Raw genomic sequence first — 19,722 nt, forward strand, 5'->3', positions numbered from 1 at the left:
TTCATTAAGGCACCTGTGTTGTTCTGAGGTGAGCATATCACCTCTGTTCAGGTGGCCAAATTTATTAAACCACTACACCTTATGGGAATCGGTTAATCCGCAGAATCGGTATTTTACTGCAACAATAGCCATACAAAATCTCAATACGAAATCTCAGTTTACCCCACTATCAATCCATAAAATACTTGACAAAAAATTTTATGCTTATTACAAAAAATACACTTTATGACAATCATAAGCAGTTATTAAAAGGGAGGTAGGAATGTCATTATCACCACAAAAATCACGAACGTGGGGGAAAATAAATCCTCCCGTTTTCTTTGTTTCAGCTTTTATTATTTTATGTGTCGTTGCAATAGCCGCTATTTTTCCCCAACGCTCAGAAATTTTGCTCAAAGCCCTGCAGGCAGAACTTTTTGAGAATGCCAGTTGGTTTTATATTCTGGCCGTTGCCTTGATTTTACTGACCGTCGCCTATTTAGGACTCTCTCGATTTGGCCAAATTAAACTCGGTCCAGATCATGCTCAACCGCAATTTAGTTATCTTTCCTGGTTTGCTATGTTGTTTTCTGCCGGAATGGGTATCGGACTTATGTTTTTCGGGGTCGCTGAGCCCGTGATGCATTATCTTGCTCCCCCCGTCGGAGACCCACAAACTGTTCAGGCTGCAAGAGAAGCAATGGAAATTACATTTTTCCATTGGGGCTTACATGCATGGGCTATTTATGCCATTGTCGCCTTAATTCTCGCTTTTTTTAGTTACCGACATGGCTTACCACTTACATTACGTTCAGCTCTCTATCCCATCATAGGTGAACGGATCTATGGTCCCATGGGGCATGCTGTTGATATTTTTGCTGTTGTTGGCACCGTTTTTGGCGTCGCAACTTCGCTTGGATTTGGTGTGTTGCAAGTCAACGCAGGATTAGCGCACTTATTCGGTTTCCCTGTTAGTCCAACGATGCAGGTGATTTTGATTGTAGTGATCACGGGATTAGCCACGTTATCAGTAGTCACTGGTTTAGATAAAGGGATTCGAATTCTCTCTGAACTCAATCTTAGTTTAGCGGGTTTATTATTATTGTTGATTGGGATTTTAGGCCCGACCGTACTGTTACTTAAATCGTTTGTTCAAAATACAGGGGCTTACCTTTCAGATATTATCAATAAAACTTTCAATCTTTATGCCTATGAACCGCAATCCAGTGAATGGTTGGGAGGATGGACATTATTGTATTGGGGATGGTGGCTTTCATGGTCACCTTTTGTGGGCATGTTTATTGCGAGAATTTCCCGTGGCCGTACTATTCGTGAGTTTGTTACGGGTGTTTTGTTTGTTCCTGCCGGCTTTACACTACTCTGGATGACTTTTTTTGGAAATAGTGCAATACATTTGATCCGTGATAATGGTGCAGAAATGTTGGCGCAAGTCGTGCAAAAAGACGTTGCACTCGCCTTATTTGAATTTTTAAATTACTTTCCGTTTTCATCTGTCCTGTCTTTTGTCGCGATGCTGATGGTTATTGTGTTTTTTGTAACATCTGCTGATTCAGGGGCAATGGTTGTCGATACGTTAGCCTCAGGTGGTGAAATACACACACCAGTTTGGCAACGTATTTTTTGGGCCTTTCTGATGGGGGCTGTTGCAATCACACTTTTACTGGCCGGAGGATTAACGGCATTACAAACCATGACGATAGCTACCGCACTCCCATTTGCGATTATTTTATTGATTGCTATCGTCGGATTACTAAAAGCCTTACGTATTGATGTTTACAAAAAAGATAGTCAACATCTTGCTACCTTAGCACCGAATACAGGGCGGGGAGGATTATCATGGCAACGTCGATTACGTAAAATAGCTTTCTTCCCTAAACGTAATCAGGTTAAACGTTTCATGGCGGAAGTGATTGAGCCTGCTATGCAATCTGTTGTCACTGAGTTTGAAAAGCAGGGTACAGAGGCTGCTATCCATAATGAGAAAGACGATAGAGTGACTCTGGAAGTGCAATTTGGTGAGAACCTCAATTTCCTTTATGAAATACGATTACGGGATTATCTGACGCCTTCTTTTGCATTAGTGGGTATGAATAATGATGAAAATAATGAATCTCAGAAATATTACCGCGCTGAAGTCTATTTAAAGGAAGGCGGACAAGACTACGATATTATGGGATGGAGTGAAGCACAAATTATTCATGATATCCTCGATCAATATGAAAAACACATTCACTTTATTCATATCGTCGATAAATCGTAGTCACTTATTATGATAGAGAGGTGACTAAGTTGAGTCACCTCACCCCAAAATGACGGAGATAGACTGTAAGTGTCTCAACAAAAAAATTCCTTTTATTTTCAGACAACTGCAACTGTGCTGCTTAGATATCTTATATATTTTATAATATATGCAAGTATCTAAGTAGGAATCAAATCCACGCACAATTTACGCTGAAGTGATTATCACTACAAAACACAAGCTATCCGATGCAAAAATTCTTTTCTTTATCTTCAGCATTCACATGATACCGATTTTCCGACTTCCTCCGTTTGAACATTCCACTTCCCATTAATTGAAAAAATATAGCGGAGAAGAATTAATTGATATTAAAGCACAAAGATAACTTTCTGGTAAATACACAAGCCTTAAAAGGCTGCTTGCTGCAATCAGTCTGGGAAATCGCACTATGAAGCAGATTTGAGCGTGAAAGTCCGAAGTTAGTCACAGGATTCATCCATACGGGCCTGTAGCCAGGCTTCAACCTGACTTTTCTGCCACCGGGAACTACGTCCCAGTTTAATCGGTTTCGGAAACTGCCCTTCCTGTATCAGCTTGTAAAACCACTTATCCGTTAATCCGGTAAATTTGGTGATGAATTTCATGTCCACGAGTGGTTCGTCGAGCAGGGAAGGGGCAGTGGTGGTATCGGTGGTATTCATGGGGAATCTCCTGTCTTTGTTTGGTTAAAAAGGCAGAAGTGCTATCGATGACGCAGCGGATATCACTTCTATAGGATTCCCCTTGTCTGTAAAAAAAGATTTACCGGCGTGTTTTACGCCGTTTGTTTCTGATGGTTCCCCGCCAGAATGTCCGGTCTATCCCCGGTACCTGTAGCTTCACCCACTGGTCTGTTTTGCAGATATAGTTCACAGCGGTCATCAGGCCTTCCCGCCGGAGGCTCTCACTGCGGTGCAACATCCCGATACCGCAGATACGGTAATCTGATTTATAGCGGTTGCAGTTAAAGTAGATCCCCTGTCCCTCGGTGATGGTTTCCTGCCAAAACTCACCGATAAGCCTGGCTATCGTAATATCCTGTCTGACATGCTGGCCGTTGAAGAAAAACAGGCAGTGGTAGTGAAAGCCTTTCTCACGACCGTATTCCAGCTTCAGGATATAACCGACGCAGTGTTTAAACAGGCGTAACCGCTGTATTGCTTTATACAGGGCAATCCGGTGACGGGTTAAATCCCCGGCCGTGACTCTGTGACAGACCCGTTTTCCGTAGGACAGGTCTGTCCGTACCACCAACAGCTTTGCATGGCGCTCAAACAGGTTTTCAATATAGCGGCAACAGAACCGGTAATTCTTGCGGGCACTGTTCTTAAAGGTACTGACAGCAGTTTTATACTCTTTACTGTCCACTGACTGAATAAACTCACAATAGGCTTCATTTAGCTGTTTAATATCCTCCTCTGAGTCAGGATAGTATTCCGACAGCATCGGAACATAACGAATATGATATTTCTCAGCAAGAGAAACAATCAGCGGAATAACCGGATGTAATTTACGCCGGTTGCCGGTAACACGGGAAAGAGAAAGAATGTTTTGTATTAACTCATAAAAAAACCGACCGGTTTTAGTGGCCTTTATTTGTAATTCATCACCAAAATAGTACGCACTAAAGGGTAAAGGCTGACTCTTTCTTTTAATTAATGCAGTGGTATGTGACGCTATCAGCCGAAATAACTCACGATCTGTTGTGTCATCGGTAATCTCTGTGCCGTTATTGTAGATTTGTGAAAGCGCCAGTATTTCACAGGTTATATTGTCATTCATGATTAATTCCCTCTGATTAATAATGGTATTTCTGTTCATATAACAGAGGAGTGCATTTATTTTTTTACTGAGGCGGAAGGTTCATAACAGATGGATTTAAAAGATGATTAATGACATCCATTCTGAGTGATCCTTCAGATGTGGATAACAACTGAATTTACCCACTGAGATTAATTAATGAAAATTATTATTTATGAAGAAGGGTAAGCAATTCAGGGTTATATCACTATTATCTGTATCAGTAACAGGAGTGCCATCAGATATGTTTAGTTATTCGATAAAGAGATGCGGTTATCAATAATTAAAAAGATGAGTATGAGAATAGATGTCATGATTAATCTGATAACAATAACTCTGGGTAAGATAAATATAATAATAAATAATCCTTTTTTGATTGTTACCTGAGTTTATTAAAACAGTATGCACAGACAGCATTTGCAGCAGGCTTCACAATGAACAAGATATCTGAAAGTTAGTCTCCTCACAGAAATAGTCACGGGAAAAAGATAAGTAATCGTGAGCATCATTTTTTCCTGTAAAAATACTTCCTGACCCAGTATTTTCAGGATAACTATTTAAATTAAATGATAAAAACACTTCATTTTCAACTCATGAAAAAGATCATAAAACTATTCTTAATCTACGTTATCACGACAATATCACTTTTTCAGAGACAAAAACAAACTACAATAACGACATATCAACTACACAGTGTGGGCAAATAATGAACGATAAAAGCTATGAGATTGATGAGTTGCTCAAAGTGAAAGACCTGAGGAAAGCGGGTGTTTTTGTATTTTTCATGTCAACAGAGCCCAGGTTTGAATGGGTTGAAAATAAATATTTCTCAGGTGACAGAAATGACAAATCACGTTTAAGAGATTTAATCAATGAAGTTATTGGCATGGCGAACAGTAATTACAATTACCTTACTGATAAAGTTTTAAATCATGTAAATAATAACCTTATCAGCATTGACAAGTTTGAATGGATTAAAGAAGACAGCATTGCCTCTGCATATTGCTGGGTAATGTTAAATAATATAAATCCCTTAACACCCATAAGCGATAAATATACTCAGGCAATTCAACAGTCAAACGTGGTAAAACCCACTGTTAATAGTTGGTCGGACAATAAAGAATTCAGGGGTTTATCTGTATCACTGCAAACAGAATACATTAAAAGCAAATTTGGCATAAAAGAGAATCATGTCAGCACTGAAGAGATGTATCGCGACTTCCAGACTGTCTTTGATCATATGAATCTGATGTCTGGTGAAAAAGAAAATATTATAAACATGCTTAAGGATGAATGGATAAAATCCTTCACAGCAGTAAAAAATATAAAGTGGCTGAGTAAGGATAATGATGATGCCTGTAATTGGGCATGGGATTATATTTGTAATTACTCTGTCGATAATATAAAGATATCGGTCTGGCCTCTCCGGTTCTTTAACCCCGAAAGTTCCGGAGATAAATATATTTGTTTTTATGCCGCCCTGCGGGCATGGAATGATAACCCCGGAGGGAAGAAGTATTTTTTATACTCTCTTAAAAAGGCATGGCAGCAGCGTTCTTTCCGGAAAAAACAAAAAAATAAAAAAACACTGAGCTGCAGTCTGGATGATGAAGTAAAAAAACATCTGGAAGAATTGGCTGAAACCTATGAAATGACGATCACCGATTTGGTGACCCGGTTAATTGAGAATGAGTACAGAACACCGAAAAAATAATTTGCCTGAATCAGTGATTTTTCAGATACACATTAATCAACTGATATGACAGGGAAAACACCGGTCAGAATAACTGACCGGCGACACACCCTGTCGTTTTCCCGTTTTTTCCCCCTCAAAAACAGCGATTTTCCGCGTCATACCCTGTCAGACCCCTTTGTTATGCTGTGGTTGTCTTAAATCACCCTGTAAGGAATTTCTGTTATGGCAACCTACCGTATCGACCCCGACCTCGCGTTTATCGGTCAGTGCAGCAATGAGGACCTCGGTCTGCTGGTCTCCGTCCTGACACACGACAGTAAAGACGGCAAAAAGCGTCTGGCGGAGTCTCTGACCACCTTACCGGAATATCAGCTCTTTTATCCCGACCATCAGAAGTACTGGCCCGCCATCTGTGCCGAACTGCAGGCCTTCGGTGCCAATAGTCTGGCCACGCTGCTGCGCGGCAACAAAGGTGTGCTCTACCGTGAAATTCTGCTGGATGTCTGCAGCAGAATGAAAGTAAAACATGAAAAGGGGGACAGTACAGAAACAGCAGAAATCAATCTCCTGATGCAGATAATGAGAACCAGCATCAGTGATATGTCACCGGACGCACTGGCTGCCTTATCACAGGAAATGAAACTCAACCTGACTAATCCCACTCCGCAGCTCGTTATGATGGCTCTGCAGGCAGCAGTAAATGTCTCCGGTGTGGCTGCTCTGGAACTCGCATCCATCGCCTCTTTCGGTGTGATACAGGCGATGGGGGGTATGGCAACCACAGCCGGTGTGACCGGAATGGCTTCTGTATTCTTCGGTTCCCGCATCTTAGGCATATTGGCCGGTCCCGTCGGGATTGCGCTGAGCTCCGCCTGGCTGATAGCCGATATCGCCGGTCCCGCTTACCGGGTCACCATTCCGGCCTGCATCATTGTGGCGTACCTGCGCCAGAAGGCCCTGGCGGCCTGATTTCCGTATTTCGTTATTCCCTTTTTATCTGACTGACTCACGGAGGCTGCGCTCATGCATACGCCAGATTCACGTCATGACCGGCTTGCATTCCGGCTGGCCATGATTATCAGCCGCCTGTTCCGCGGCGAAACGCTGTATCCGGCACAGCTCGCCCGTGAGTTTAATGTCTCGGCCCGCACACTGCAGCGGGATTTCAGTGAGCGTCTGGTCTTTCTGGACACTGAGCCGTATCAGGGCGGATACAGGCTGGCCGCCGGTCAGCGCCCTTACCGGACAGACAGCGATATCCTGTACTTTGCCGATATCACCCATATCACCCCGCTGTTCCCCTCGCTTGACCGCAGGCTGCTGTCCGTTCTGCTCAGTCCGGAAAACGGTGCGCCCTGCCTGGTCTACCACGAACCGCCGCAATCCGCCCCGACACTGTTCGGCGGCTTTTATGTGGTGACGCAGGCGATTGTCCGCAGACGGCTGCTCAGCTTCCGCTGTGACGGTCAGGACCATGAGGGCATGGCCCCCTACAAGCTGATTTATTTTCAGCGGGACTGGTATCTGTGCGGGGAATGGCAGTCAGCCCTGCGGGTGTTCCGGTTCAGTCAGCTGCAGAACATTGCCGTGTCCGGACGCCGTTTCCGGCAGGACACCGTTATCGCACAGACAGTCACTCGTCCCGAATTTATCACCGCATTACCCCATTATCAGTTTATCCGTTCATTACCTTAATAAGGATGTCACTATGAAAAGAAGTCTGACACTGCTTGGTTGTTTACTGCTGTCCGCCCCGGTTTTTGCACTACACATGCACGGTGAGGTGCAACCTGACCGTTACACTTATTACCTGACCCCGGAATACGGGCAGCAGCTGAAAATGCAGAACGACAGCAAAGGCCGAAACGCCGGGTGGAAGCCACTTCCCGCCGGAGAGCTGGAAAGTGAGACCAGAGCAGATTTGTCCAAAGGCTATCCGGCTCCGGTAGCCATGACCTGTATCAGCAGTATTTATTATAATACCGGTGCTCAGGCCAACTGGCTGAAGGTGGGCTGTATCGACAATAACGGTCTGGAGTATAAGACAGACCAGAAATGGCCGCCGAAATCCGTCGCGGAGCGGGTCTGTAAAGCCGGAGAGGGAGACTGTGAGTCCTTCCTGCAGATGGATACTGACAGCTGGTCCGGTCCGCAGTAACTGAGGCATACAAAAAGGAAACACAGATGTCTGTTTTTAAATTAATGGCCACCACGCTCGGCGTGGTAACGGTGGCGTTAGCCACGTACTGCGCCTGGCAGGCGGCTGCTGAGGCGGCAGACAATGAGGATTCCACCACAGCCGAAAAGCTGGCGGCCGGGCTCAGTGCCGCTCTGGCCTGCTCAGCCGTGCTGGGCGGTACCCTTGACCGTCTGCTGGGCCGGCTCTTTCCCCGCTGACCTGCACAGAAGACTGGTTTATTACATCCCGCCTGACGGCAGACGTTCACAGTCTGCCGTTTTTTTATGCCCATTCACAAATCAGTAACCCACTATTTTACCCATCAATACAAAGGAGTTTCACGATGACATTATCAGCAATTTCGCTGCAGGAGCCCGCAGCCGTCAAAAGTAACCTGGTTCATCCCCGGGGCAGAGACACATTCTGGCGGTTTTATTTCGGCAGCGTACCGGACTGGCAGCGCCTGGAAGGTGACATTTTTACCCGGATGAGCGAACTGTGTGACATTTATCACGGTGCATTCTGGGAATTCAGCATGCTCACCAACGGCGGCGCATTTATCTGGCCTGACATGATTGAAACGTCACTCCCGATGGTTAACCCGCATAACAGCAATGACGCGGAACTGAGCCCCGAAGCGGCCGGTATCGCAGTATGTCTCATCACTTACAGTCTCTGGTCATTTAAAACCGAAAGTCCGGAGATGGTGGAGTATTTTTATCAGTTGCGGGACTACGCCCTGCAGCATGAGGAGTGTGCCGCTATTTTCCGTCTTATCGATTAACCGGGAGCTGCGCCATGAACAATACAGCAGTACGCGCGTCACCGGCGGCCGTCTGGCAGACACTGCTGACTTACCTGCTGCAACAGCACTACGGCCTCACCCTGAACGACACGGAATTCAGTGATGAGCGCGTGATTGAGGCCTGTCTCTGCCGGGGAATGTCGTTGTGTGAGGCACTGAATGCCTTTTCGCAGAAATACGCCCTGGTCCGCACTGACCGGCGCAACAACGGTATCACTGAGCCGTCACACAGTATCACTGCGACCGATATTCTGCGGGCACGGAAGGCAACCGGTCTGATAACTCACCATAGCAGCTCTGCCACCAGCAGATCCGTTACCGTGTAAAAAGCCGGTATCTGCAGCACTTCACCTTATCTCTTCCTTTATCCCGTTCAACCCCGGTTTTTATCTGACCACCCTTTTATCTGTTTATTCTACAGGAGTATTATTATGACCCGTTTAGCCTCCCGCTTTGGCAGGGCGAATATCATTCGTCGTGACCGCCCGTTAACCACCGAAGAATTATACTGCACTGTACCCAGTGTCTTTTCAGCAGAAAAACATGAATCCCGCAGTGACCGTTATACCTATATTCCCACCATTACCCTGCTTGAGAGCCTGCGGAAAGAAGGCTTTTATCCGTTCTTTGCCTGTCAGACCCGTGTCCGCGATGACAACCGCCGGGAGCACACCAAACATATGCTGCGCCTTCGCCGCCATAATCAGATCACCGGTGTCCAGGTACCGGAAATTATTCTGTTAAACAGCCACGACGGCACCAGCAGTTATCAGATGCTGCCGGGATTATTTCGTGCGGTTTGTGAGAACGGACTGGTCTGTGGTGATACGTTTGGTGAGGTCAGAGTGCCGCACAAAGGTAATGTCGTCGATAAAGTGATTGAAGGGGCGTATGAAGTGCTGGAAACGTTTGATGCGGTGGCTGAAAAACGCGAACAGATGCAGTCCCTGCGGTTACCGCCTCCGGCACAGCAGGCGCTGGCACATGCCGCTATCACGTACCGGTTCGGGGATGACCACCAGCCGGTCACGGAAGAACAGGTGCTGCAACCCCGCCGGTGGGAAGATAAGAAGGATGATCTGTGGACAGTGTACCAGCGTTTACAGGAGAATCTGATTAAAGGCGGGCTGTCCGGACGGACAGCTAAGGGGAAACGATCACACACCCGGGCCGTGACCGGTATTGATGGTGATATCCGTCTGAATAAAGCACTGTGGGTGATGACAGAGAAAATGTATGAGTATTGCTCTGGCCGTCAATCAATATGAAATCGTAGTACTGTATTAATAAATAACTGATACAATTACTGCGCTGGCAGCAGGCTGGCGCAGGAAATTGTTTCTTTTATTTTTTTGTATTTATCGCATGAAATATCAATGAGTATACATTTGAGTATATAATTTTTACTTAACTTAATTATTTCAATGTAAAACAATGTATTGATATCATTTTACGAGTCCGGCCTTCGCATTCTTAAGTGAAATCAAGCTACCGCAAGGTGGCTTTTTTTGTGCCTGAAATTCATTATCCGGCTGTTTTTCTCCGCATTTTTCGTTTGTAAATTAATGTAAAATAACATTTTAATTTTTTATTACCGGTTCGTGTAACGCGTTCCCGTTACGCCGTCGCCATCCGGGCGCTACCGGGGCAAAAAAAGTCAATTTTGTGGTCAATTCGCTTCGATTTACATTTTGACCCGGAAAAAGAGGTCAGTTTCAGGGCTGAAAAGGGCGCGCATTAATAGATTCAATATCAATAAATAATGAAAATGCGTTCATGAAATAAATAACGGCATCGATATATCTCAGTAAAAAAACAGTATTTTTATTTTTTCAAATAAAAACAATGCGTTAAATTTTATCTCATGTGTTGTATTAACCCGCCATTACACCAGTTTATTTATCCTGCATTGTTTTCGGTTGTCCGCGCTGTTCTGCACCTCTCTGTCACTCGCACAATAAATGTTTGATTTCGCAAATAGACTTCTTTGTTGTCTCTGAAATACGTAAAAGCCACGATGCGATACACCAATTCGACAAAGGAGTGATCCGCACTTATGGCATTAAGCGACATAGCAGCAAGGAACGCAAAACCCGGTAAAAAGATGTACAAACTGACCGATGAATATGGCCTGTATCTTCAGGTGAATCCGGCCGGTACAAAGCGCTGGTATTTTAACTTCGTATTTGATGGCAAACAGAGCCGGATTGCCTTCGGCGGGTATCCGCTGGTGTCGCTGTCACGCGCCCGTGAGAAACGCGATGAGGCCCGTCTGATGATACTGGACGGTGTTCACCCGAAGCAGAAACGTATCGCAGAAAAAGAAGCGGAAGAGGACGCGCTGAATACCTTTGAGAAAATGGCGCGGGAATGGTCACAGCAGATGCTCAGACGGCGGCGCTGGTCAGAAACACACGCCCGGCGGGTCTGGCGCGATCTGGAAAAACATGTTCTCCCGGCAATCGGTGATCAGCATGTCGGGACGCTGAAAACGAAAGATCTGCTGGCACCACTGCGGGTTGTGGAAGCGAATGACCGCCTTGAGCTGGCCTCGCGGCTGAAGCAGCGGATCACCGACATTATGGGGTACGCGGTTCAGTGCGGCCTGATTGACCGTAATCCGGCAAAGGACATGGCGGGGGCGCTGATGCCGCCGCGTGTGACCCACCGCCCGGCGCTGCGGCTGGAACGGCTGCCGGAGCTGCTGACAAAGCTGGATTATTACAATGGCCGTGAGTTAACCAAACTGGCGATACAGTTCACGCTGCTGACGTTCTCGCGATCCAGTGAAATCCGCCTTGCCCGCTGGTCTGAATTCGACACAGAACGCGCCATATGGACGATTCCGGCACAGCGCACACCTATCCCCGGTGTGAAATTCTCTTATCGCGGTGCGAAAATGCAGTCAGAACACATTGTGCCGCTGTCGCGTCAGACATTATTGATACTGGACGAAATCCGCGCCATCAGCGGGGATGACGGGCTGCTCTTTCCCGGCGATCACAGCCTGATAAAACCGATGAGTGAAAATACCGTAAACAACGCCCTGCGGACATTGGGCTATAACACCGCCACCGAACTGTGCGGTCACGGCTTCCGCACCATGGCATGCAGCGCCCTGATTGAGTCAGGAAAATGGTCACGGGACGCGGTCGAACGGCAGATGAGCCATCAGGAGCGCAACACAGTACGTGCCGCCTATATTCACAAGGCCGAGCATATTGTGGAGCGAAAGCTCATGATGCAATGGTGGGCGGATTACCTCGATGCAGTCAGCAGGGAATTTGTTGTGCCGTATGAGTTTGAAAACAACTGATATTTGATTATTTACCACAGATTCCCGGCCTTTTCAGGCCGTGAATCTGTTAAAGGTATCAGCTTTTTTTATTTTTTTGTAATCTATACTGAAGTTCTTCCAGTGCCTGCATTTCTCTCTGGTCTTCGGCCTGAGCTTCCCCGATACGTCGTTGTTGATTGAATTTGTCGTAGCACTCATGAACTACCTGTTCCATTTGAGAACGGCTGATACGTCCTGCGTTATTCAGTAATGGTTGTTCGTTAAATTCCATAAATTTATTAACATATTCCCGCCAATCCTGAAACCGGAGGTGTTTTTTGTTTTTTGCTCTGAATTCAGCAAATTCAAAAAACATGCTGACTAACCGGTTCAGGTTTTCAAGTTCATCAGCCAGAAGATAATTTTTAGCAATAACGACATCAGCTTTACGAACTCTGGAACCTGAGAAACTTGTCAGATTCATATTAGGTTGCCCCGCATCTGCTCGTGCAACAATAAGTTCAGCAGCAGTATGTCCTGTTACCGCATAGAAAAGTTTATTCTGAACTTCTGCGAATAAAAGCCCGGTATCTTTTTCGTTAGCGCGGTAATCTTCTGACAACGCAAGTAAATCCCGTACTTTCTGATAGAAGCGTTTTTCTGATGATCGTATGTCCCGGATGCGTTCAAGGAGTTCATCAAAATAATCCCATTTCGGATCTTTGAGACGCTCATCATCCATCGCAAAGCCTTTGGTCAGATATTCACTGAGAGTCCGGGTGGCCCATTGGCGAAACTGGGTACCACGGGTTGAGCGAACGCGGTAACCTACAGCGATGATCATCGGCAATGCATAAAGCTGAGTCAGATAGTCTTTGCCGTCGGCAGCAGTTGTCAACTTTGAGTTGACAACTGCCTCTTCAGCCAGCTCTTTGTCTGACAATACACTTATTACGTGTTTGCTGATATTTTGCTTTGTTGTCTGATATAACTCAGCCATTTCCAGTTGTGTCAGCCACACCTGACCACCCAACTCACGTAATAACAACTGAGATTCACCATCTTCAGTTGTGTACAGGATTAGGTCATTTTCAGGCATAGTATTCTCACTTTTGTTTTTGGATGGCTGGTACATTACCGTATCGTAATGCAGAAGGTGTGAATAGAAAAAGCAGAATAAAAAAGATCATCTAAACAGTACAATTAATTTGTATATCAATCACCACCGCACCGGCCATTTTTTGGGTGGCCGGTGCTGATGTGTTGCCTGTGAAAACCGGGGGATTTAACGGCGCCTGCCAGAGAAAAAACGTGAAAACGTCCCCCACTTTGTCCCCCACATAGCAGGGTGCCACTTCTTCCCCCACTTCATTTTCAGGAATATTCATAACTCACTGTTTATAATGAAATTACAGCATTTCCCCCACTTAGGTTCTATATATACGTGCGAAGTGGGGGAAAACACCGGTTTTTATGGTTCTCCGGACAGCTTCCCCCACTTTTCCCCCGTTTAGTCCCCCACTTTGGTCTGATACGGCAGCGGGATAATCTCCTCGCCCCGGAATGCGATCAGATTGTCTTTTTCCAGCTTATTGAGCCAGCGGGAGAATTTTTTGGAGACATCAAAATTCATTGCTTTCATATCGTCACGCAGCACGGCACGGGTGCAGCTTTCGCCTTTGGCTGTCCGTGAGCGGATAGCCTGCCACAGCGCAACATGGTTATCTGTCAGGCGTGGAACACCGGCCAGATCCGGATCAGATGCCGGGTCATCATCCCGGGCCTCCCGTCCTTCATCATTCAGTACCAGCGAGGTGATGTGATCGCCGTCCTCGTCCACATATAAATCCACGGAATGCAGGTCATAGGCCTGACGCGGCGGCTCTTCCGCATCCTTCATTTTGGTGCAACTGAGGATAATGGCCGGATCTTCTCCCTCACGGCGCACATGGAACTCCACATCCAGCGCGGCACGGAACGCACTGGAACCCCGCGCACCCTTATCCTGATCTTTGCCGGAGTGATGGATAACCAGCACGGTGGCTTGCGTGGCGGCTTTGATAAAATCGCACCCCTGAATGAATGCCCCCATATCTTTTGCTGCATTCTCATCCGATCCGCCGAAACAGCGGGCGAGGGTATCGAGGATAATCAGGCGTACCGGCATGCCCGTTGTGGTTTTCACATCATTGGCAGCTTGTATCACTTGTTGCACGCTGTCCGGGCTGGCAGGGAAGATCGGGCAATCCACGCGGTAGAGTGAATCTATCGGGCTGCCGCCGTTCAGCGTCTGTTCCCATGCACGGATACGGCGGGGAACGCCGATCCCGCCCTCACCGACAACATAAATCACCGCACCCTGTGTGACCGGCTTGCCCGCCCACGGTTTGCCGGTCGCGATATGGCATCCCCACGAAACCGCCAGAAATGATTTGTAAGAGCCGCTGGCACCGTAAGCGCTGGCAACGGAGGAACCGGGCAGATAGCCTTTGATGAGATAATCCTGGCGCATATCAAAGCCGTCAGAGCCTTTACGCAGCGGAAGGGAGGTGCGGAACGGCGGCGCGTTGTAATCAATGCAGCTCACCGGAACGCGCTGTGGCTGGTAACGCTGTTTATAAAAGGCGGTTTTGGTGGCCTCAATGCCGTGCTGCCGGCGGAAATCATCCCAGTCACACTGCGAGGCCGCCGGCGGCAGTGAAACCCAGCCATTCACCGCACGGGCGGCTTTCTCTGCCAGAGCTTTGCCGGTATTGGCCGTGCCGTCAGTGCGGATATCATGATCGCCCGCCAGAATAATAACGGCCTCCGGGTGCTGATTACGTAACGCATTCGCGACATTGATAAGATTATTGGCTGAAACCGCAGCCACAATGGCCGATGAGGTACTAATCAGGCTGAGCGTCAGACCGGTCGCATAACCCTCCGTGATAATGATGGTCTCCGGTGTTTCCGGAAATTGCACGGTGATAAACGCCTCTTTAAGCTGAGAGCCGGGCAGCAGCCGCTTTTCACCGGCCGGGTTAATCAACTGAGCACCGGTAAGATCACCGGCGGTATTGTTCAGCGTGAGTAGCAGGCTGCCTTCGCCGAAGGTGATATCACTGATTTGCAGGGTTTGCTGCGCGATCAGGCAGGGCAACCGGGCAGAGAGTCCTTTCTCCGTGAGATAAGGGCTTTCGCGCATTTCGCTGTGGCTGAGGATCTGGCTGATTCTCTCCTGCGGCACCCGGCGGTGACTGGTTTTTTCTCTGGCGGGCGGTGTTGACACTGCCAACACCTGGTTTTCTGCCAGTTGCGCCGCTTCGGACAAACTGCATTGCTTTACCAGTGCCACCAGATCCAGCCCGTCACCATGGCCGCACTGATTACAGAACCAGGTACCGCGACCGGCTTTGTCATCAAACCGGAAACGGTCTTTCCCGCCACAGGCAGGACAGGGGCCGTGTCTGCTATCCGGTGGCAGGGGAATATTCAGCATCGCCATCACTGCCGCCCAGTTGTGGCGGCATCGTGCCACTACATCAGTTACTGATTTATTCATCACTGCTCACCTCCGTTGTCAGCAGGGTATTAAGCGTATTGATACGTTCCCACAGAACGTACATCAGCAGTTCTTCAGCATAGGGATGTTCAAGCCGGATAATGGCAAACGCGAGGGCACAGCACTGGTCAGAGAGTTCTTCAGGCGTGAGAGGGGTGTGATCATACATAAGGCACCCCCGCTGAAGTAAGAAAGAATCGCGGGTAAATGCAGGTAAGGATAGTAGCCATAGGGCAGCCTCCGTCGGGGTCGACATGATGCTGCCACCTGAGACGCCAATCTCGTTGGTGGCAGCCCGGACAGGGTTGGCGTTACCGGCCCCAACGGATCCCGGCCTTCCTTGCGGAAGCCCTGCCCGGACTACCATTGAATACAGGCAGATAGGGGCAATCTCCGGAAACATGCTGCTGATGTTTCCGGAGACCGTGGGGAGATTCGGAACGCCAATTCCGGCTGCGGATTGTGCCGCAGCTCCGGTAGTATAACGTAAACAGCCTGTCAGAAAATAATAAAAAATAATCACTTGCGTGCGTCCTCACGTTTTTTTATGTGCGATGCAATCCATTCATTTATTTCACTTTCCACCCAGGCGATGGAGCGGCTGCCGATTCTGACCGGACGCGGGAATTTTCCGCGCTCCATCTGCACGTAAACCCATGACCGCTTAAAGCCGGTTTTCTTCATCACATCCCGAACCCGCAATAACGTGTAATCAGACATCATCAATCCTCTTTTTGTGTGTAAACGCGCTCGACATAACGACCACGGCCGTCACCATGACCTAAATCCATCGATGTCAGCGCTCTGGCTTCCGTGCGGGAATAGCCCTGAGACAGGTAATGCGCGATAGAATCCTGCGCCCGTGCATAACGCAGACTGTGCGGCGAGTAGCAGCCGGTCAGCCCGATACGTGCGGTATGTGTGCGCCAGTAATTCATCGCGGCCTTTAAATCCGGCTTATCGATCAGTCTGCCGTTGCGGCTTTCCGCAACCCGCAGCGCGTTTTCCACCGCCTGTTTCAAGGCGTCCCGGTCGATAATCTGTACTTCCCGCGGACGGCCGCCTTTTGTACCAAACACAACGGTGACGGTTGAGCGGAAAGTGTTTATCTGATTTTTCCATTTGTTTATTGACGCTGCGCACTGCACCGCTTCCTGTGATCGCAAACCTAACAGACGGGCAAGTTGCAGCGCACAGGCAAAGCCCTCATCACGCGCCTGAGCCTGTCGCAGTACGGTCTGAAAGCGATCATCCGGGATTGCCAGCTTTGTTCCGGCACGGCTCGCTCCGCTTAATCCGAGCGCCTTATTGGTCAGTCGTTCTGATTCAGCCAGCTTATCCCTGCCGCCAGTCCGGAGAACGCAGCGCAGGGCGGCCATCTCGTTCTGCAATGAGCGCAGGGTGATCCCGGACGACAGGCGATCCGCAATAAACTGTTCGATATGCTTTGATTTCAGATGCCGGATATCTTTGATCTGGATATTCAGCGCGAGCAGATGACGGCTGAATCTCTCCATAATCCGGATACGGTCATGCACGGTTTTGAAACTGCCACCGGCCTGTTTCGCCAGCGTGGTCATTTCCCTGGTTAATTTACTCATACGGATTCCCTGTATTGCGGCTGACTGCATGTATCCGGCGCGTGGTTTGGTGCGCTGAACGATACCTGTGCGCCGGAGCGGGCAGAGGTTGAGGTATTACGGGGCATCGGTATTGCACTCTGTGCAGCCGCCTGCATAAGCAGGTTATCCCCACGGGCTGAGCAGCCCGTCCCCGGTATCGGTTCAGTGTGGTAGTGGTCTCCTTTTTGGTGATTTATCAGACGCTGACAGTAGTGTCAGAGGCATGACGATGTGTGTAAGTGGTGTCTCACAAGGGCTGAGGATGGTCTGTGCAGCGGCGTCACTTTCACTGCGTAAAAGTGACGCCTGAGACTCATTACGTCTGTCAGACGTTTAACAGCGTTGTTTTACTGCATAGCGCGGTCACCCGAAGGCGTCAGTTGCAGACCACAATGACATTGGCATGTGACCACCCGAAGGCGTTTCTTGCAGGTCACGGGAAACATTGGCTTTGGCTGCTGTCAGTGACAGCGGAGTTACGCATATCACCGTAGGGGGAATAACCGGCAGGTTCAAGCAGGTTTACGCATCCTGAAAATGGCCGTAAAAGGCCGCTCTGCGGTAAAGCCAGGAAATACCCGGAATTAGGTCGCTAATAATTAGCATCGGTAATTGTATTTTGGTTTTAAAAGATTTCAGGAGTAGATCGGGTGATTGAGATTCGGGGGAGGGGACGGGCGTCTGATTTTAATAGATGAGATATTTGACGAGTATACAGATATTTTTACAGCCTATAGATTGTATTTTGCATTTACACCTTATAGGGTGTAATGTGTGAAAACAGCTTAAAGCCTGTACAGGCATCTGAAATGGTCAATATGCTATGAACACTGCTTATCCGCTTAAAACACTCAATCAGTTGCGTCCGTTGCTGGTCGGCTTTCGTAAGGCTAACGGAATGACGCAAAAAGACGTCTCAGAGAAACTAGGTGTTACGCAGCAGACCTATGCCCGCCTGGAAGCCAATCCGGCCAGTGCCAGTATTGAACGACTATTCAAAGTATTCACTGTGCTGGGTGTCGAAATAGTGCTTTCTGCCGGGCAATTCTCAGTTATTCAGGAATCTGCGGAAATACCGGATAACTCTCCGGCCAGACGGGAGAAATGGTAAATATGAGCCGGGCACAACAACGTTTAGCAATATGGATGAACGGAATCCGTGTCGGATTCTGGGAAAAGATCAGAGGGGAAGATCGGCTGCACTATCTCCCGGAGTGGGTTGCTGATGAGCAAGGCAGACCGCTGTCTCTTTCATTGCCGTTCACGCCGGGTAATCAGGTCTGGCGCGGAAATGTTGTGCGTGATTACTTTGATAATTTATTACCAGATAGTGAGGATATCCGCAGGCGTCTGGCGATGCGCTACAGGGCGGAGAGCCTGGAACCTTTTGACCTGCTGGCCGAACTGGGAAGAGATTGTGTCGGGGCAATTCAATTACTGCATCCGGATGATGAACCGGCAGACTTATTTTCTGTCAATTACCGGCCGCTTTCGGAAGCGGATATTGCAGCGATACTGCGTAATACCACAACGTCAATTCCCGGTCGTCATAGCGATGATGAAGAGCTGCGGTTATCTATCGCCGGTGCGCAGGAAAAAACGGCCTTACTGTGGAATGATGGGCAATGGTGTTTACCTGAAGGTAATACCCCGACAACTCATATCTTCAAATTACCGCTTGGCTTAGTCGGTAATATGAAGGCAGATATGAGCACATCAGTTGAAAATGAATGGCTGTGTTCGCTGATCCTTGAGCACTATGGTATTCCTGTTGCAAAAACGCAGATTGCGCAATTTGAAGACCAGAAAGTATTAATTGTTGATCGCTTTGACCGGCGCTGGTCAACTGACAGACAGTGGATTGTCCGTTTGCCGCAGGAGGACATGTGTCAGGCACTGGGCGTTTCACCGCTGCGGAAATATCAGGCTGATGGTGGCCCGGGTATCACGGATATCATGGGAATACTGAGTCATTCCGAGCAGGCAGAGCAGGACAGAGAAACCTTTTTTAAAGCACAGATTATTTTCTGGCTGATGGCCGCCACAGACGGACATGCCAAAAACTTCAGTATTTCCATGGAACCGCAAAACCGTTACCGTCTGACGCCTTTGTATGATGTTCTATCTGCATGGCCGCTGATCGGTAATGGTAATAACCAGATTGCCTGGCAGAAATGCAAACTGGCAATGGCCGTCCGGGGCAGCAGTAACTATTACCTGATGAGCAAAATTCAGCGCCGTCATTGGATCAAACATGGCGAGACTGTGGGATTTGAAAAACAACAGGTCGAAATGATGCTGGATAACATTATTGGTCGGACACCAGAAGTGATTGAGCGTGTGACTGCGTTGTTGCCGGAGGGGTTTCCGGTTGGGGTTGCGGAGAGGGTTTTTGAGGGGATGATGGAGTTACATGGGAGATTTATTTGGTAAAGTGTAATAGATACCTTTGCGTGAGAATTATTAATTTATTTTAAATAATAAAAAATATTCGGTGGTTTTTTAGAATTTAAATTTAAGA

At 47.9% G+C, this 19,722-nt stretch carries 20 protein-coding genes and 2 pseudogenes; 12 read left to right on the plus strand and 10 right to left on the minus strand.

All coding sequences use genetic code 11. The features are described 5' to 3' along the window. Positions 1 to 262: 262 nt before the first annotated feature. Positions 263 to 2,260 (plus strand): BCCT family transporter, encoded by a 1,998-nt coding sequence (locus AB7038_RS03415; RefSeq protein ID WP_096862148.1) that lies wholly within the window; start codon positions 263 to 265, stop codon positions 2,258 to 2,260. A gap of 458 nt (positions 2,261 to 2,718) precedes the next feature. Here AB7038_RS03415 and AB7038_RS03420 read toward each other — a convergent pair whose 3' ends face one another. Beyond that, positions 2,719 to 2,940 carry a helix-turn-helix transcriptional regulator gene (locus AB7038_RS03420; RefSeq protein ID WP_214211027.1) on the minus strand — a complete coding sequence of 74 codons (222 nt, stop codon included), beginning with the start codon at positions 2,938 to 2,940 and terminating at the stop codon, positions 2,719 to 2,721. A gap of 100 nt (positions 2,941 to 3,040) precedes the next feature. Beyond that, positions 3,041 to 4,060, minus strand: coding sequence for a YagK/YfjJ domain-containing protein (locus tag AB7038_RS03425; protein ID WP_214191212.1), 1,020 nt, complete (start codon positions 4,058 to 4,060; stop codon positions 3,041 to 3,043). 724 nt (positions 4,061 to 4,784) lie between these two features. On the opposite strand from AB7038_RS03425, the gene AB7038_RS03430 reads away from it, so the two are divergent. From AB7038_RS03430 to AB7038_RS03470, 9 genes are all read left to right on the plus strand, one after another. Then, positions 4,785 to 5,792 (plus strand): hypothetical protein, encoded by a 1,008-nt coding sequence (locus AB7038_RS03430; RefSeq protein WP_214191214.1) that lies wholly within the window; start codon positions 4,785 to 4,787, stop codon positions 5,790 to 5,792. A gap of 204 nt (positions 5,793 to 5,996) precedes the next feature. Beyond that, positions 5,997 to 6,743 (plus strand): DUF3944 domain-containing protein, encoded by a 747-nt coding sequence (locus tag AB7038_RS03435; protein ID WP_159227744.1) that lies wholly within the window; start codon positions 5,997 to 5,999, stop codon positions 6,741 to 6,743. A 54-nt stretch (positions 6,744 to 6,797) separates the two neighbouring features. Next, a complete protein-coding gene (locus AB7038_RS03440; RefSeq protein WP_159227743.1) occupies positions 6,798 to 7,469 on the plus strand; it encodes a helix-turn-helix transcriptional regulator in 672 nt (223 codons plus the stop codon). A 13-nt stretch (positions 7,470 to 7,482) separates the two neighbouring features. After that, positions 7,483 to 7,932, plus strand: a complete 450-nt coding sequence (locus tag AB7038_RS03445; protein WP_369452760.1) for a hypothetical protein — start codon at positions 7,483 to 7,485, stop codon at positions 7,930 to 7,932. A gap of 26 nt (positions 7,933 to 7,958) precedes the next feature. Continuing rightward, a complete protein-coding gene (locus AB7038_RS03450; protein ID WP_182108210.1) occupies positions 7,959 to 8,171 on the plus strand; it encodes a hypothetical protein in 213 nt (70 codons plus the stop codon). A gap of 125 nt (positions 8,172 to 8,296) precedes the next feature. Then, the gene (locus AB7038_RS03455) at positions 8,297 to 8,737 is read left to right on the plus strand and encodes an antirestriction protein (protein WP_214211021.1); all 441 of its coding nucleotides are present in this window, start codon (positions 8,297 to 8,299) and stop codon (positions 8,735 to 8,737) included. 14 nt (positions 8,738 to 8,751) lie between these two features. After that, on the plus strand, positions 8,752 to 9,084 hold the full coding sequence (locus AB7038_RS03460) for a TA system toxin CbtA family protein (protein ID WP_214211020.1): 333 nt from the start codon (positions 8,752 to 8,754) through the stop codon (positions 9,082 to 9,084). A gap of 105 nt (positions 9,085 to 9,189) precedes the next feature. Beyond that, positions 9,190 to 10,026, plus strand: coding sequence for a DUF932 domain-containing protein (locus tag AB7038_RS03465; protein ID WP_214211019.1), 837 nt, complete (start codon positions 9,190 to 9,192; stop codon positions 10,024 to 10,026). 788 nt (positions 10,027 to 10,814) lie between these two features. Next, positions 10,815 to 12,074, plus strand: a complete 1,260-nt coding sequence (locus AB7038_RS03470; protein ID WP_369452761.1) for a tyrosine-type recombinase/integrase — start codon at positions 10,815 to 10,817, stop codon at positions 12,072 to 12,074. A 58-nt stretch (positions 12,075 to 12,132) separates the two neighbouring features. On the opposite strand, the gene AB7038_RS03475 is transcribed toward AB7038_RS03470, so the two are convergent. The 8 genes and pseudogenes from AB7038_RS03475 to AB7038_RS03510 all read right to left on the minus strand — a co-directional run bounded on the left by AB7038_RS03475 (position 12,133) and on the right by AB7038_RS03510 (position 17,180). Further along, a complete protein-coding gene (locus AB7038_RS03475) occupies positions 12,133 to 13,134 on the minus strand; it encodes a virulence RhuM family protein (protein ID WP_369452762.1) in 1,002 nt (333 codons plus the stop codon). A gap of 91 nt (positions 13,135 to 13,225) precedes the next feature. After that, complete coding sequence (locus tag AB7038_RS03480; RefSeq protein WP_369452763.1) at positions 13,226 to 13,423, minus strand: hypothetical protein; 198 nt, start codon at positions 13,421 to 13,423, stop codon at positions 13,226 to 13,228. A gap of 122 nt (positions 13,424 to 13,545) precedes the next feature. Then, positions 13,546 to 14,622 carry a helicase RepA family protein gene (locus tag AB7038_RS03485; RefSeq protein WP_369452937.1) on the minus strand — a complete coding sequence of 359 codons (1,077 nt, stop codon included), beginning with the start codon at positions 14,620 to 14,622 and terminating at the stop codon, positions 13,546 to 13,548. A 66-nt stretch (positions 14,623 to 14,688) separates the two neighbouring features. Then, positions 14,689 to 15,579: pseudogene (locus AB7038_RS03490) on the minus strand (primase-helicase zinc-binding domain-containing protein); the annotation flags it as partial. After that, positions 15,572 to 15,748 carry a hypothetical protein gene (locus AB7038_RS03495; RefSeq protein ID WP_234420384.1) on the minus strand — a complete coding sequence of 59 codons (177 nt, stop codon included), beginning with the start codon at positions 15,746 to 15,748 and terminating at the stop codon, positions 15,572 to 15,574. The pseudogene AB7038_RS03490 and the gene AB7038_RS03495, both read right to left, overlap by 8 nt. Positions 15,749 to 15,781: 33 nt before the next feature. After that, positions 15,782 to 16,102, minus strand: a pseudogene (locus tag AB7038_RS03500) (ash family protein); the annotation flags it as partial. Further along, entirely contained in the window at positions 16,099 to 16,302 is a 204-nt protein-coding gene (locus tag AB7038_RS03505) for a helix-turn-helix transcriptional regulator (protein ID WP_368889687.1), read from the minus strand. The gene AB7038_RS03505 and the pseudogene AB7038_RS03500, both read right to left, overlap by 4 nt. Then, a complete protein-coding gene (locus tag AB7038_RS03510; protein WP_369452764.1) occupies positions 16,302 to 17,180 on the minus strand; it encodes an integrase domain-containing protein in 879 nt (292 codons plus the stop codon). Before AB7038_RS03510 ends, AB7038_RS03505 begins: the two co-directional genes overlap by 1 nt. Positions 17,181 to 18,024: 844 nt before the next feature. Between AB7038_RS03510 and AB7038_RS03515 the strand changes: the two genes are divergently transcribed. Further along, a complete protein-coding gene (locus AB7038_RS03515; protein ID WP_166708723.1) occupies positions 18,025 to 18,312 on the plus strand; it encodes a helix-turn-helix transcriptional regulator in 288 nt (95 codons plus the stop codon). 2 nt (positions 18,313 to 18,314) lie between these two features. Then, positions 18,315 to 19,634: a type II toxin-antitoxin system HipA family toxin gene (locus AB7038_RS03520; protein WP_369452938.1), complete on the plus strand. Its 1,320-nt coding sequence runs from the start codon at positions 18,315 to 18,317 to the stop codon at positions 19,632 to 19,634. The last annotated feature ends 88 nt before the right edge of the window (positions 19,635 to 19,722 follow it).

This window comes from Morganella morganii (assembly GCF_041099235.1).
Lineage (GTDB): Bacteria > Pseudomonadota > Gammaproteobacteria > Enterobacterales > Enterobacteriaceae > Morganella > Morganella morganii_E.

What these genes read in the sequence shown, in the direction of transcription:
- AB7038_RS03415 (WP_096862148.1), top strand. Translation starts at nt 263, where the DNA reads ATGTCATTATCACCACAAAAATCACGAACGTGGGGGAAAATAAATCCT.
- AB7038_RS03420 (WP_214211027.1), bottom strand. Translation starts at nt 2,940, where the DNA reads ATGAATACCACCGATACCACCACTGCCCCTTCCCTGCTCGACGAACCA.
- AB7038_RS03425 (WP_214191212.1), bottom strand. Translation starts at nt 4,060, where the DNA reads ATGAATGACAATATAACCTGTGAAATACTGGCGCTTTCACAAATCTAC.
- AB7038_RS03430 (WP_214191214.1), top strand. Translation starts at nt 4,785, where the DNA reads ATGAACGATAAAAGCTATGAGATTGATGAGTTGCTCAAAGTGAAAGAC.
- AB7038_RS03435 (WP_159227744.1), top strand. Translation starts at nt 5,997, where the DNA reads ATGGCAACCTACCGTATCGACCCCGACCTCGCGTTTATCGGTCAGTGC.
- AB7038_RS03440 (WP_159227743.1), top strand. Translation starts at nt 6,798, where the DNA reads ATGCATACGCCAGATTCACGTCATGACCGGCTTGCATTCCGGCTGGCC.
- AB7038_RS03445 (WP_369452760.1), top strand. Translation starts at nt 7,483, where the DNA reads ATGAAAAGAAGTCTGACACTGCTTGGTTGTTTACTGCTGTCCGCCCCG.
- AB7038_RS03450 (WP_182108210.1), top strand. Translation starts at nt 7,959, where the DNA reads ATGTCTGTTTTTAAATTAATGGCCACCACGCTCGGCGTGGTAACGGTG.
- AB7038_RS03455 (WP_214211021.1), top strand. Translation starts at nt 8,297, where the DNA reads ATGACATTATCAGCAATTTCGCTGCAGGAGCCCGCAGCCGTCAAAAGT.
- AB7038_RS03460 (WP_214211020.1), top strand. Translation starts at nt 8,752, where the DNA reads ATGAACAATACAGCAGTACGCGCGTCACCGGCGGCCGTCTGGCAGACA.
- AB7038_RS03465 (WP_214211019.1), top strand. Translation starts at nt 9,190, where the DNA reads ATGACCCGTTTAGCCTCCCGCTTTGGCAGGGCGAATATCATTCGTCGT.
- AB7038_RS03470 (WP_369452761.1), top strand. Translation starts at nt 10,815, where the DNA reads ATGGCATTAAGCGACATAGCAGCAAGGAACGCAAAACCCGGTAAAAAG.
- AB7038_RS03475 (WP_369452762.1), bottom strand. Translation starts at nt 13,134, where the DNA reads ATGCCTGAAAATGACCTAATCCTGTACACAACTGAAGATGGTGAATCT.
- AB7038_RS03480 (WP_369452763.1), bottom strand. Translation starts at nt 13,423, where the DNA reads ATGAATATTCCTGAAAATGAAGTGGGGGAAGAAGTGGCACCCTGCTAT.
- AB7038_RS03495 (WP_234420384.1), bottom strand. Translation starts at nt 15,748, where the DNA reads ATGTATGATCACACCCCTCTCACGCCTGAAGAACTCTCTGACCAGTGC.
- AB7038_RS03505 (WP_368889687.1), bottom strand. Translation starts at nt 16,302, where the DNA reads ATGATGTCTGATTACACGTTATTGCGGGTTCGGGATGTGATGAAGAAA.
- AB7038_RS03510 (WP_369452764.1), bottom strand. Translation starts at nt 17,180, where the DNA reads ATGAGTAAATTAACCAGGGAAATGACCACGCTGGCGAAACAGGCCGGT.
- AB7038_RS03515 (WP_166708723.1), top strand. Translation starts at nt 18,025, where the DNA reads ATGAACACTGCTTATCCGCTTAAAACACTCAATCAGTTGCGTCCGTTG.
- AB7038_RS03520 (WP_369452938.1), top strand. Translation starts at nt 18,315, where the DNA reads ATGAGCCGGGCACAACAACGTTTAGCAATATGGATGAACGGAATCCGT.